The 13,503-nt window shown below is 53.8% G+C and carries 13 protein-coding genes; 1 reads left to right on the top strand and 12 read right to left on the bottom strand.

The window, feature by feature from the left end:
• Window positions 1–47 precede the first annotated feature (47 nt).
• The 4 genes from ACZF99_RS06890 to ilvB all read right to left on the bottom strand — a co-directional run bounded on the left by ACZF99_RS06890 (window position 48) and on the right by ilvB (window position 5,133).
• Window positions 48–1,580, bottom strand: coding sequence for a 2-isopropylmalate synthase (locus ACZF99_RS06890; RefSeq protein ID WP_483610230.1), 1,533 nt, complete (start codon window positions 1,578–1,580; stop codon window positions 48–50).
• Between the two features lie 111 nt (window positions 1,581–1,691).
• Window positions 1,692–2,684: a ketol-acid reductoisomerase gene (gene ilvC / locus ACZF99_RS06885; protein WP_483610228.1), complete on the bottom strand. Its 993-nt coding sequence runs from the start codon at window positions 2,682–2,684 to the stop codon at window positions 1,692–1,694.
• A gap of 218 nt (window positions 2,685–2,902) precedes the next feature.
• Window positions 2,903–3,391 (bottom strand): acetolactate synthase small subunit, encoded by a 489-nt coding sequence (gene ilvN / locus ACZF99_RS06880; RefSeq protein ID WP_240271188.1) that lies wholly within the window; start codon window positions 3,389–3,391, stop codon window positions 2,903–2,905.
• On the bottom strand, window positions 3,388–5,133 hold the full coding sequence (gene ilvB / locus ACZF99_RS06875; RefSeq protein WP_483610225.1) for a biosynthetic-type acetolactate synthase large subunit: 1,746 nt from the start codon (window positions 5,131–5,133) through the stop codon (window positions 3,388–3,390). The genes ilvN and ilvB overlap by 4 nt, the downstream gene beginning before the upstream one ends.
• Before the next feature lie 697 nt (window positions 5,134–5,830).
• Here ilvB and ACZF99_RS06870 point away from each other — a divergent pair.
• Entirely contained in the window at window positions 5,831–6,286 is a 456-nt protein-coding gene (locus ACZF99_RS06870; protein ID WP_483610223.1) for a GNAT family N-acetyltransferase, read from the top strand.
• 6 nt (window positions 6,287–6,292) lie between these two features.
• Here ACZF99_RS06870 and ACZF99_RS06865 read toward each other — a convergent pair whose 3' ends face one another.
• From ACZF99_RS06865 to infC, 8 genes are all read right to left on the bottom strand, one after another.
• On the bottom strand, window positions 6,293–6,601 hold the full coding sequence (locus ACZF99_RS06865) for a hypothetical protein (RefSeq protein ID WP_483610221.1): 309 nt from the start codon (window positions 6,599–6,601) through the stop codon (window positions 6,293–6,295).
• Window positions 6,602–6,805: 204 nt separating this feature from the next.
• Window positions 6,806–7,765: an ABC transporter permease gene (locus tag ACZF99_RS06860; protein WP_483610219.1), complete on the bottom strand. Its 960-nt coding sequence runs from the start codon at window positions 7,763–7,765 to the stop codon at window positions 6,806–6,808.
• A gap of 1 nt (window position 7,766) precedes the next feature.
• Complete coding sequence (locus ACZF99_RS06855) at window positions 7,767–8,840, bottom strand: ABC transporter permease (protein ID WP_483610217.1); 1,074 nt, start codon at window positions 8,838–8,840, stop codon at window positions 7,767–7,769.
• Window positions 8,833–10,371, bottom strand: coding sequence for an ABC transporter ATP-binding protein (locus ACZF99_RS06850; RefSeq protein ID WP_483610215.1), 1,539 nt, complete (start codon window positions 10,369–10,371; stop codon window positions 8,833–8,835). Before ACZF99_RS06850 ends, ACZF99_RS06855 begins: the two co-directional genes overlap by 8 nt.
• A 127-nt stretch (window positions 10,372–10,498) precedes the next feature.
• Window positions 10,499–11,587 carry a BMP family lipoprotein gene (locus ACZF99_RS06845; protein ID WP_483610213.1) on the bottom strand — a complete coding sequence of 363 codons (1,089 nt, stop codon included), beginning with the start codon at window positions 11,585–11,587 and terminating at the stop codon, window positions 10,499–10,501.
• Between the two features lie 516 nt (window positions 11,588–12,103).
• Window positions 12,104–12,463: a 50S ribosomal protein L20 gene (gene rplT, locus ACZF99_RS06840; RefSeq protein ID WP_483610211.1), complete on the bottom strand. Its 360-nt coding sequence runs from the start codon at window positions 12,461–12,463 to the stop codon at window positions 12,104–12,106.
• Between the two features lie 156 nt (window positions 12,464–12,619).
• Window positions 12,620–12,820 (bottom strand): 50S ribosomal protein L35, encoded by a 201-nt coding sequence (rpmI, locus tag ACZF99_RS06835; RefSeq protein WP_059046389.1) that lies wholly within the window; start codon window positions 12,818–12,820, stop codon window positions 12,620–12,622.
• A gap of 85 nt (window positions 12,821–12,905) precedes the next feature.
• Window positions 12,906–13,400, bottom strand: coding sequence for a translation initiation factor IF-3 (gene infC, locus ACZF99_RS06830; protein ID WP_483610209.1), 495 nt, complete (start codon window positions 13,398–13,400; stop codon window positions 12,906–12,908).
• Window positions 13,401–13,503 lie beyond the last annotated feature (103 nt).

Genomic DNA, 13,503 nt, shown 5'->3' with positions numbered 1-13,503 from the left:
AACGGAGCTGAATAAATCAGCCCCGCTGCAGTCATCTCCCCGTTCGGTTACGACCGAATCGCGGAGTTGGATTTTCTCTTCTCAATTAACCGGTTAATGGCATCAACATACGCGCGGGCGCTCGCTTCCAGAATGTCGGTGCTGACGCCCCGGCCCTGCACGGATACGCCGTTTTGGGTCAGAACGACGTGCACTTCCCCTTGAGCGTCCTTGCCGTGGCTGACCGATTTGATCGAATAGTCGGCCAGTTTGACATCTTCGCCGGAAGCCAGGTCGATCGCATTGTAAATTGCGTCAACCGAACCGTTGCCCTCGGCTTCCTTCTCGATGATGTCGCCACCAAGGGTGACCAGCCGCACCTTCGCCGCCGGCGTCGACTCGTTGCCGTATGAGACAAAAATCGTTTCGAGCCGGAATTCCTCCGGCGTATCGATCAGCTTCTCTTCGACAATCGCGAGCAAATCCTCGTCGGTGACTTCCTTCTTCTTGTCGGCCAGCACCTTGAATTTGGCGAAAGCTTCGTTCAAGCGCTCGTCGTCCAGCGTATATCCCATATCCACCAGCTTCTCGCGGAAAGCGTGACGCCCGGAATGCTTGCCAAGCACCAATTTGCTCTCCTTGAGACCGATCGTTTCCGGCGACATGATTTCGTAAGTGGTTTTCTCCTTCAGCATGCCGTCCTGATGGATACCGGATTCGTGGGCAAACGCATTGGCACCGACGATCGCCTTGTTCCCCGGCACGACCATCCCGGTCAAACGGCTGACCAGCCGGCTCGTACGGGCGATTTCCGACAGCTCGAGCGACGTTTTCGCACCAAAGAAGTCATAGCGGGTCTCCAGCGCCAGCGCCACTTCCTCCAGCGCGGTATTGCCGGCTCGTTCCCCGATCCCGTTGATCGTCCCTTCGATTTGATCGGCGCCGCCCAAGATCGCGGCCAGCGAATTCGCCGTCGCCAGTCCCAAATCGTCATGGCAATGGGCGCTCAACTGGATTTTCTCGATACCGGGTACCTTCTCTTTCAGCGTACGAAAGATGTTGCCGTATTCCTCGGGATACAAATATCCGACCGTGTCCGGAATATTGACTACGGAAGCGCCCTCGCGAATGGCCATCGCCGTCATCTCGCACAGGAAATCCAGCTCGGTTCGGCCGGCGTCCTCAGCGGAAAACTCGATCTTCGAAAAATACTTCCGGGCATACCGCAGCGCGGCCTGCGCCGTTTCCAGCACCTGGTCTTTGTCCATCTTTAATTTATATTTCCGGTGGATCGGACTCGTCGCCAGGAACAAATGGATGCAGGGATCCTCCGCCCCTTGCAGCGCTTCGCGAACCGCCTCGATATCCTGCGTGCGCGACCGCGACAAACCGATCACCGTCGATTTCTTGACCGCTCGCGCCACGGCGTTGACAGCCGCCAAATCCCCCGGCGAAGCTGCGGGAAAACCCGCTTCGATTCGGTCGACCCCAAGCTTCTCCAACTGGTAAGCGATCTCCAGCTTTTCGCGAGTATTCAGGTTCACTCCGGGAGATTGCTCGCCATCCCGAAGCGTCGTATCGAAAATGTAGATTTTGCGCATGCCATGCACCTCCTCCGAAAAGCTCCAATGCGGCTCACGCAAAAGGGGCGGCCGCATTGGGTATTCAGGCTCATCATTATCTTACGTTAAGCCATATCAACGGTATTCCGTTTATTTCTTGATCCAGTGCATCAAGCCGCGAAGCTCTCTGCCGACCACTTCGATCGGATGGTTCGCTTCGTTGCGGCGAGTCGCGGTAAGGAACGCGCGGTTCGATTGGTTCTCGAGAATGAAGTCGCGAGCGAATTTGCCTTGCTGGATATCGGAGAGCACTTCTTTCATCGCTTTCTTCGTTTCTTCCGTCACGATGCGAGGGCCTGTTACATAATCCCCGTATTCCGCCGTGTTGGAAATGGAGTCGCGCATGGTCGCCATGCCGCCTTCATAGATCAAGTCGACGATCAGCTTCATTTCGTGCAAGCACTCGAAGTACGCCATTTCCGGAGCGTAACCCGCTTCCACCAGCGTTTCGAAGCCGGCTTTGATCAGGGCCGTTACGCCGCCGCACAATACCGCTTGTTCGCCGAACAAATCGGTTTCGGTTTCTTCGCGGAAGGAGGTTTCGATCACCCCGGCGCGTGTACAGCCAATCCCTTTCGCATACGCAAGGCCGATTTCTTTGGCTTGGCCGGTCGCATCCTGGTGGATGGCAATCAAGCCGGGAACGCCGAAGCCTTCCACATACGTGCGGCGAACCATGTGGCCCGGCGATTTCGGAGCAACGAGCAATACATCGTTATCCGGGGAAGGCACGATTTGTCCGAAATGCACGTTAAAACCGTGAGCAAACAGCAAAGCGGCGCCTTTTTTCAGGTTCGGTGCGATTTCGCTGTTGTATACGGCAGCTTGGGTTTCGTCCGGCATCAGGATTTGCACGACATCTGCGCGTTTGGTCGCTTCCGCAACGGACAATACCTCAAAACCGTCCTCCTTCGCTTTGTTGAAGGATTTGCCTTCGCGCAGGCCGATGACGACATTCAGTCCGCTTTCGCGCAGGTTTTGCGCATGGGCATGTCCTTGGCTGCCGTAACCGATGATCGCGATCGTTTTTCCTTTCAATACGCTGAGTTCTGCATCTTGTTCATAGTACAAAGTAACTGCCATTTCTTATGCCCTCCTAAGATTTGCGGGACAGTCAAGCTGTGCCCTTGATTAAAATAAGTATAGTTCCCTCCGCCTGTGACGAGCGGGTGTTTCAATGGACCGACGCCTTGAAGCGATAAAGCGGCATCTTGGCATCATCGATCCCCTCAAACACCCGCCCGGCGCCTGGCGAAGGGGGAGCCGCAGGGAGCGGCGCAATTACGGTTCGGTTCGGGAGCTTAGGCGTTCCCGCGAATCATGGCGGTGACGCCGGTGCGCGACAGCTCCCGGATACCGTAGGGACGGAGCAGTTCGATCATCGCGTCGATCTTTTCGGTATCGCCGACGACTTGGACCATCATGCTGTTCGTCCCGATATCGACGACCGCGGCGCGGAACGTTTCCACCACACCCATGATTTCCGGGCGCTCCGCCGGCTCGGATTTGACCTTGATCAAAGCGAGCTCGCGCGCGACCATCGGTCTGGAACTGAGATTCACGACCTTGATAACGTCGATCAGTTTGTACAGTTGCTTCTCGATTTGCTCAAGCGTTTTGTCATCGCCTTGCGTGACGATGATCATCCGGGACAATCCCTCTTCCTCGGATTGGCCCACGGTAATGCTTTCGATATTGTAGCCGCGCCGGCCGAACAGGCCGGCCACGCGCTGCAGAACACCCGGCTGGTCGTTCACTAAAACGGAAATCGCATGGCTTTTCATCATCATTCATTGTCCCCCATCAGCATTTGATCAATGGTGGAACCCTGGGTAACCATCGGATATACGTTTTCCTCTTTGCTGACCACGAATTCCACCAGAACCGGTCCCGGCGTGTCGAGCGCTTCCTGCCATACGCGTCTGGCTTCATCCTTGTTCGTCGCCCGCAGGCCTTTCACGCCGTAAGCTTCCGCCAGTTTGACGAAATCCGGGCTGCCTTCGAGATTGATATGGCTGTAGCGGTTGTCATAGATCAATTCCTGCCATTGCCGAACCATGCCGAGCACTTGGTTGTTGATGACGACGACTTTGACCGGGATGTTGTTGATCGCGCAGATCGCCAGCTCCTGGGCGCACATCTGCATGCCGCCGTCGCCGTTGATCGAGATGACCAACCGGTCGGGATGCCCCATTTGCGCGCCGATCGCCGACGGGAATCCGAAGCCCATCGTCCCAAGGCCGCCCGAGGTAATCCAGGAACGGGGCTGGTTGAATTTATAATACTGCGCCGCCCACATTTGATGCTGTCCGACGTCGGTCGTGACGATCGCTTCGCCGCCCGTCGTATCATTCAGCAGCTCAATCACCCACTGCGGCTTCAACACAGTATCCGAATCGATGTACTTCAGCGGCTTCTCGACTTTCGAGCGTTGAATCTGCGCTCTCCACGCATCCGCTTTGTCCGCGCGGGATACGAGCGGATTCAACAGCTCCAGCACCGTTTTCACGTCGCCGACGATCGGTATGTCCGCGTGGACGTTTTTGCCGATTTCCGCCGGGTCGATATCAATATGCACGATTTTGGCCTGCGGTGCAAATCCGTCCAGCTTGCCGGTCACCCGGTCGTCAAACCGCGCCCCGATATTGATCAGCAAATCGGACTGCTGAATCGACTGATTGGCTGTATACGTGCCGTGCATTCCCGGCATTCCCATCCAGAGCTCATGACCGCTTGGAAAAGCGCCCAAGCCGAGCAGCGTTGTCGTAATCGGAATTTGCGTCTTGTTTACAAATTCGAACAGCTGCTCATGCCCGCCGGAGTAGACGACGCCGCCTCCGGCAATAATGACCGGACGCTCGGCTTCCTGAATGGCCGATGCCAATTTGTCCAGCTGCAGCCGGTTCGGTACCACCGTCGGATTGTAACCGCGCAGGTTGATAGTCTGGGATGGTTCGAACAAAGCTTTGTTCGCCGACACGTCCTTCGGAATGTCGATCAGGACCGGCCCTTTCCGTCCGGTGTTCGCAATGTGGAACGCTTCGTGGATAACGCGCGGCAAATCCTCGACGCGCCGGACGAGATAGCTGTGTTTCGTAATCGGCATCGTAATGCCGGTAATATCCGCTTCTTGGAACGCATCCGTGCCGATCAGGCTGGAGACGACATTCCCCGTAATGACCACAAGCGGGACGGAGTCCATGAACGCGGTGGCAATTCCCGTCACCGTGTTGGTCGCTCCCGGACCGGAGGTGGCGATGCATACGCCGACTTTACCGGTGGCCCGGGCGTACCCGTCCGCCGCATGGATGGCGCCCTGCTCATGTCTCGTCAGCAGGTGGTGGAAATCGGTAAATCCGTACAACGCGTCGTAAATGTACAACACCGCTCCGCCCGGATACCCGAAGACGCACTCGACACCTTCCAAAAGCAAGCTGCGAAGCAGGATTTCGGAACCCGTAATGACTTCCGGTTTCATCCATTTCTCTCGTAATTGTTCTGTAGAGCGTACTTCTGGAATTTGCGTACTCATCAGTCATCCTCCTTATCATAGGTTGTTTAAAAGTCAACTTTTGATCACGAAGTAACTCTTGAAGTGGATTCGGCATCGAATCTTGAATTCAGCCGGTCCTTCCGTTGCTCACGTAGCTTCCAGCTACGCTCCGCTACTCACTCCCTAACTTCATCCAACCTTCTCGGTGCTGAAAAGCTGACTTTTGAAACTCTTATTAAACTAAAAAAACCTTCCGCCCGCCGGAACAGTTTCCTGCTCCGAGGGACGAAAGGTTTGATCCTTCGTGGTACCACCCATTTTTACCCGGCACCTCGCAGTGCCAAGCCTTGACGAGTAAAAGCGAAAGTCGCCTTACTCGTGATCCGTAACGCGGACCATACGATTCCCCCTACTAAGCCTTGGACGCAAGCGCCACCGCGGATGGCTTGCAGCTTTTCAGGGAAACAGCTCCGAGGTGAGCTCGCAGTTAAGGGATTTTGGTGGTGGTCTCAGCAAATCCATCCACTCTCTGAGCAAAGAGCCCTTAAAGCTTCGTCCTCATCATTGCCGTTTGCAAGATATGTCTTAAAATGTTTAGAAACATTATATGATTAGTTTACACCACGAGTCAATACCCTAAAGAATTAAAGTTTCCGTCAGGAACCCTTCCCCTCCCTCCTCTCATATGATAAAAGATATCGCCCAAAATTATGCACGGTTAGGAGGAGATGCGCGCATGATTCGATACAGAAGGCCGAAACAGGACGATCCCGTCATACACAATCTGGTCCGCATGGAGCTTGTCCCCTTCTCCCATATGCCTCCTCAGGACATCGAGGCCGTCTTCAAGGATCTCCCGGGGCGGCTGGCGCGCGGCGTCTCGCTGGTCGCTTCGCCTACCTACGAAGCCGATCCCGTTGCTTTCATTCATTTTCTCATCCACGGCGATTTATTGTACATCGATATGATGGCGGTGGCATCGGCGCACCAGCGGCAGCGCCACGGCAAATCGCTGATGGCCCATGCGGAAAATTTCGCCGTCTCGCGGGGTTGTCTGCGCGCAAAAGTAATGGTGGACCGGGACAATACCCGGGCCCACCTATTTTACCGCAAATTGGGCTACCGGACCCAGCGTTACGTCCCGTTGTCCCAATGTTATGAGCTGGAAAAAAAACTGCCCAGCCGCAGCTAAGCCAATTTACCAGAAAAACGGGGAAGGGTAGCCTCCGTAGGGAACTCCGCCGTAGGGAACTCCACCATACGGAACACCTCCGTAAGGCACGCCGCCATAAGCGTACGGAGCGGTGCCGATCGCCAAGAGATCGAACAACACTAGCGGGATCAACGCTTTCGTTCTGACTTTTTTACCCGGAGCTTGACGAAGGATCAACCGATTGCCGCTGATCTTCACCAGTTTGCCCGTTACTACCGTACCGTCTTTTTTATAAGCCGCGACCTGTTTGCCCAGCCATTTCTCGGCTTCTTTTCTCGTAACCGTTCTGCCCATCCTAATTCCTCCTGTCGGGTTAGATCCTATAGCCGCGAAAACCGCTCTGGCCGAACCGTTTGACTCGGCTATTTTGTGTTCACCCCTAACCTATTCGCTCGTCTCCCTCCTTGCTTGCACCATCGCCTTGGCTGCCGATAAACGGGCCCCTGTCCACTGTACGAAAAAAGGATGCTGCCGATGGCAGCATCCTTTGCTTGATGATTAGCGTTTCCCCGGATCGTAGGGCGTTCCCAGCGCCGCCGGCGCCGAGGAGCGTCCCACCGCCCCGACAAGGACGATAATCGTCAGCACGTAAGGGATCATAAAGATAAACTCCTGCGGAATGCTCCGCGACCATTCAAACAACTGTACATAGTTGCGGATCGCTTGCGAGAAACCGAAGAACATCGCCGCGCCGAAGGCGCCCAGCGGGTTCCATTTCCCGAAGATCATCGCCGCGATGGCGATAAAGCCTTGGCCGGAAATCGTGTTATGGGCAAACGTACTGGTCGTCGTCAACGTGATGGTTGCGCCGCCGATTCCCCCGAGCGCACCGCTGAGAAGCACCCCGATGTAACGCATTTTCTTCACGTTCACCCCAAGGGTATCCGCAGCGCTTGGATGTTCGCCGACGGAACGCAACCGCAATCCAAACGGCGTCTTAAACAATACGAAATAGATGACCCCAACCAGGATCAAGGCCAGATATGTCGTCGGATAAGAGTTGAAGAAGCCCTCCCCGATGATCGGAATGTCGCGCAGCACCGGAATCGGGAATTTGTGGAACACCGTCACCAGCGGCGTTTCGGCGGATCCTTCGAACAGCAGCTTGACGGCGTACACGGTTAAGCCCGCCGCCAGGAAGTTGATGACGATCCCGCTGATCGTCTGATCCGCCTTAAACGTGATCGTGGCGACGGCATGTATTAAGGCGCCGATTGCCCCCATAACCATGGCTGCAATAACCCCGACCCAGGGCGAAAAGGCACCCATGCCCGCTTCCTGGGCATAATAAGTCCCTACGCCGGCGGCAAACGCGCCGAAGATCATCAACCCTTCCAGCCCGATGTTGACGACGCCGGAACGCTCGGAGAAGATGCCGCCAAGCGCCGTGAAGATCAACGCCGTCGAAAACACGAGGGTGGAGTTCAGCAATTGACCAAGCAGTGTAAGTACGTCCATCTTACGACACCTTCTCTTTCTTGCGCTTCAGGTAAAACGGCTTCAGTACGATTCTCACGATGCCCTGAGCGGCAATGAAGAATATGATCGAGCCGATCACGATCTTGATCAGCTCCGGAGGTACTCCGGCGCTAAAGCTCATCCCGGCCGAGCCGTACGTCAGCACGCCGTAGAGGATCGAGCCGAGCACCACGCCAAATGGATGGTTCATGCCGAGCAGCGCGACGGCGATGCCGTCAAAGCCGTAACCCGGCGAAGCGGCGAAGACCGATTGGTAATGGAACACGCCCAGCACCTCGAAGGTGCCGGCGAGGCCGGCAAACACCCCGCTGATGAACATCGCCTTGACGATGTTGCGGCTGACGTTCATACCGGCGTATTCCGCCGCATTCGGGTTCAGACCGACGGAACGCATTTCGTAGCCTTGCTTCGTTTTCCAAAGGTAAACAAAGAAGAATACCGCCGTCAGAAGAGCGATCACCGTTCCCCAATGGATCCGGGCATTATTAAATACATCGTTCAGGAAGGTCATCGACGCGGACGCCGCGATGTCTTCCGAACGGTTTTGACCTTTTAGCAGGTAAAAATTGCGGATGACGTAGTTCGATAAATACAACGCCGTCCAGTTGAGCATGATCGTAGTGATGACTTCATTGATGCCCCGTTTCGCTTTCAGGTATCCGGCGATCCCCGCCCAAAGGCCGCCTCCGATCCCGCCGGCAATCACCGCCAAAGGAACCAGAATGCCGGATGGCAATTCCGAGAATGATAGCGATACCGCCGTGGCCACCGTCATGCCGATCAGAACCTGTCCGTCCGCGCCGATGTTGAACATCCCGGAACGAAACGCAAATGCAACCGCCAAACCCGTAAACATCAACGGAGTGATTTGACGGATCGTTTCGCCGAAGTCGTAAGGATTCCCTACAACCCGCTGCAACAGCGCACTATAGGCAACGATCGGATTGTACCCCCCGATCAGCATGACAACCGCGCCAACCAATAAACCGAGCACGATGGCAACGAGCGGAAGAATGACGCTGTCCAACGTAAATATTTTTCGCAATTTATCCAACGCTTTGACCTCCCCGCTCCAGGCTTCCCGCCATCATTAGGCCAAGCTCTTGATCGTTGGTTTCCTGCGGAAGCACTTCGCCCACGATGCGTCCTTCATAAATGACGGCAATCCGATCGGACACGTTCATGATTTCGTCCAGCTCGAAGGAGATCAGCAGTACCGCTTTGCCTTGGTCCCGCTGTTCGATCAGCTGTTTATGAACGAATTCGATCGCCCCGACGTCCAGTCCCCGCGTCGGCTGAGCCGCGATCAGCAGGTCCGGGTCCTTGTCTATTTCCCGCGCAATAATCGCCTTCTGCTGGTTCCCCCCGGACAAGGAGCGCGCTTTCGTTTCCACGCTTGGCGTACGCACGTCAAACGCCTCGACCAATTGCTTGGCATGCTCGTCGATCGCCCGTTGATTCAGCAGGCCTCCCTTGCTGTATGGCGCTTGGTAGTACGTCTCCAGCACCATGTTTTCGCTGACGGAGAAGTCCAGAACCAGGCCGTGCTTGTGGCGGTCTTCAGGGATGTGGGACAACCCGCTTTCGATGATTTTCCGGGCCGACAGGTTGGCAATTTCCTTGCCCGACAGTTTGATCGATCCCGACTCGATTTTGCGCAGCCCGGTGATCGCTTCGATCAGTTCGCTTTGCCCGTTCCCGTCAACCCCGGCTATGCCGACGATTTCCCCGGCGCGCACCTCCAGATTAAGCCCGTTCAGCACAGGGATGCCATGCTTGCCCTTCGCTTTCAAATCGCTTAGCTGCAACACAGGTTGTCCGATTTGAGGCTCTTGTTTATCCACTTTGAAGGAGACGCCGCGGCCGACCATTTTCTCCGCCAATTCCTGGGGGTTCGTCTGATTCGTCTCCACGGTATCGATAACTTTACCGCGTCGGATAATCGTGACCCGGTCCGAAATCTCCATAATTTCCTTCAATTTATGCGTAATCAAAATGATCGATTTGCCTTCCGCCACCAACCGTCTCATGATGGCCATCAGTTCTTCGATTTCCTGAGGCGTAAGCACGGCGGTCGGCTCGTCAAATATAAGGATATCCGCGCCGCGGAACAGAATTTTCATAATCTCGACCCGCTGCTGCATCCCGACGGAAATGTCGTGGATTTTCGAGTCGGGGTCAACTTGAAGGCCGTACTGCTCCGACAATTTCGCCACCTGGGCGGACGCCGATTTATAGTCGATTTTAAGTCCCTTTGTGGGTTCCATGCCAAGAATGATATTCTCGGTAACCGTAAAAGGCTGTACGAGCTTGAAATGCTGGTGAACCATGCCGATTCCCAGCTTGATCGCCTTATTGGGATTGTCGATCGTCACCGGCTGACCGTTCATCTCGATCGAGCCTTCATCCGGCTGATAAAGGCCAAACAATATGTTCATCAACGTCGATTTGCCCGCACCGTTCTCGCCGAGCAGGGCATGAATTTCGCCCTTGCGCAAGGTCAGGCTGATGGAGTCGTTTGCGACAACACCGGGAAAACGCTTTGTGATTTGCTTCAACTCGACTACGGGAGCCGCAGCGTTCATGAAACCACCCTCACCATTATGGGATTAACGCAAGCAACAAGGCCAGTTGATCCACTGGCCTTGCCTGCTTGAATAACTCTATTATATTGCACTGCCCGTCCGGACGTAAACGTCTCAACCTGCTGGATTACTCGGCAGGAACCGTAACTTCGCCGTTAACGATTTTTTGCTTGAATTCTTCGACCTTGTCCAGAATTTCTTGGCTCAGGTTCGGGTTCTCTTCCGGCAAGCCTACGCCGTCTTCTTTCAGCGTCAGGTTGGTGACTTGGCCGCCTTTGAACGTGCCGTCGATCACTTGCTGGCTGACATTCTTCACGGCAACGTCAACGCGTTTCATCATGGAAGTCAAGGTCACTTCATCGCCGAATTCAATCGATTGGTCCTTGTCGACCCCGATAACCCACAATTTGTTCGCGCCGCCGGCTTGGTTGCGGGCAGTCGCCTCATTAAATACGCCGTTCCCCGTTTGACCCGCAGCCGGGAAAATGATGTCGGCGCCATCGTTGAACAATTGGGTTGCCAGGGATTTCCCGATATCCGGCTTGTCATAAGCACCTGCATAAGTAACCGTTACTTTGGCATCCGGATTAACCGCCGCGACGCCTGCTTGGAAACCAACTTCGAAACGTTTGATAACCGGGCTTTCGGCACCGCCGACAAAACCGATTTTGTTCGTTTTTGTCGTCAGGCCCGCTACTACGCCAACAAGGAAGGAACCTTCATTTTCGGCAAACGTAACGGATTCAACGTTAGGAGCCTCAACGACGTTGTCGATGATCGCCATTTTGGCGTTCGGATTCGCGTCAGCGACCTGTTTTGTGGCATCGCCAAGGTCAAAACCGATCGACCAAGTCAAATCGTAACCGCCTTGCACAAATTGCGTCAGGTTCGGAACGTAGTCGGAGCTTTGATTACTTTGCAGATACTTGTGCTGAATGCCTTGTTCTTTGTTCAACGCTTCGAGCGCTTCCCATGCGGATTGGTTGAAGGATTTGTCGTTCACGCCGCCCACGTCGGTTACCAGACCGATCTTAATCTTCGATGCATCGGTTGCCGTGTCCCCGCCATTGCCCGCTTGCGTGTTGTCGGCAGTATTGCCGGCGTTCCCGGTATTGGCGGCTCCACCGTTATTCGCTGCATTGTTGTTGCCGCATCCCGCCAAAATCAGAGTAAATGCGAGCACCATGAGTAAAGATAGCTTGAAGGCTTTGTTCATTGCGGTTAATCCCCCTTAATTTTTTGTGAGCCTTGTCTAAGTTGACCACACAGACCGATTATACCTGCAAAATAGGCTAAAATCCATACTTTTAACAACCCTGGGTTAAATAATTTTCGCCTTTATTTTAGATAAAACGCTTACTTTCGACAGATTTATCATCCAATGTTCGCTTCATGTAAAGTCGTTCCCGAAACACCGTTATTTCCGAACATTAACAAGTAAAACCTACTGGAATATCGGTGTTTTACCGGGTTCGTATGGATATCCGGACATGCTTGTGCGGCTTACATATAGCATTCCTAATTTTCACTATTTCCATGCCTAACCGGCGAATCTTCTTGCCAAGCCAACCGCACAGGCCAGCGTTCGATTCCACGAATTTACATTCGATTCAAATCCCGATCCGTTGCGCAGGAACGTTCCGGCATTGTTTATGTATCCTTGGTTGTCCCGGCATCCCCAAAAAAAGCGCCGTCCCGGGATCACCGGAAACAGCGCCTTAATCGTCTGAACTTAAGCGTTGATTTTCTCTTTGGCTACGGCAGCCAGAGAATTGAAAGCATTCAGGTCGTTAACGGCCAGATCAGCCAGCATTTTGCGGTTGATGTTTACGTCAGCAAGCTTCAGGCCATGCATCATCTTGCTGTAGGACAAACCGTTCATACGGGCTGCGGCGTTGATTCGAACGATCCACAGTTTGCGGAAGTCGCGTTTTTTCGTGCGGCGGTCGCGGTATGCGTATAGCAAGGACTTCATCACTTGCTCGTTAGCCGTTTTGAAAATGCGGTGCTTCGAACCAAAATAACCTTTAGCCAGTTTCAATACTTTCTTATGACGACGACGAACGACGAATCCGCCTTTTACTCTTGCCATTTAAAAAACCTCCCAATAAGTTGTGATTGATTGAATGAGGTTCAAAAAGTCAGGTTTTCAGCACCGAGAAGGTTGAATGAAGTAGCGTTTCGATGTTGATTATGCTCCATGATCCGCTTCGTGATCACAAAAGATGACTTTTTGAACTGCTTTTTTTTACTTCAAGTTTGCCAGTTGTTGTTTCATGCGGCTCACGTCGCCCGCGTAAGCAACTGGGCTGTTGGCCAAAACACGTTTTGCACGTTTCGACTTATGGGACAGCAAGTGATTGCGGTTCGCTTTGTAACGTCTTACTTTACCGGATCCGGTAATTTTAAAGCGGCCTTTCAGGCTGCTGTGGGTTTTCATTTTAGGCATTGTACTTCCCCCTCAAAGTTTGTGAGCGCCTGTTTTCCTTCCGAGTCATTCCGTGAACGGTACGATCATATATAGAAAACAAACATTAATTTTTCGGTGCCAAAATCATGATCATGCTGCGTCCTTCCAATTTCGGATGACGCTCAATGGTTGAGATTTCCGCAACCTCATCCTTGACGCGGTCGAGAATTTTCTTCCCGATGTCGGCATGGGTAATTTCCCGTCCGCGGAAGCGAACCGAGCACTTTACCTTGTCGCCATCTTTCAAAAATTTGATCACATTGCGAAGTTTCGTCTGGAAGTCGTGTTCCTCGATATTCGCGCGGAACCACACTTCCTTGATGTCCACAATTTTCTGATTCTTGCGGGCTTCCTTCTCTTTCTTCTGCTGCTCGTAACGGAACTTGCCATAGTCCATAATCCGGCAAACCGGCGGCTTGGCAGTCGGCGCAACGTTCACCAGATCCAGATTCAAGTCGATCGCCATTTGCAGCGCTTCGCGCAGCGGCTTAATGCCGATTTGTTCACCTTCGGCACCCACCAGACGGACCTCTTTCGCACGAATCTCATCATTGATCAAATGTTCCTTACTGATAATTCTCCACCTCCAAATGGTCTTAAGTTAATGACTTTGACCGGTACTCGCGCACATAAAAAGGATGCAGGTCCTCACCCGCATCCCT

The sequence above is a fragment of the Paenibacillus sp. JL3B1040 genome, assembly GCF_057063165.1.
The sequence above is the reverse complement of the archived record's forward strand: the minus strand, read 5'-3'. Positions and strand labels throughout refer to the sequence as shown.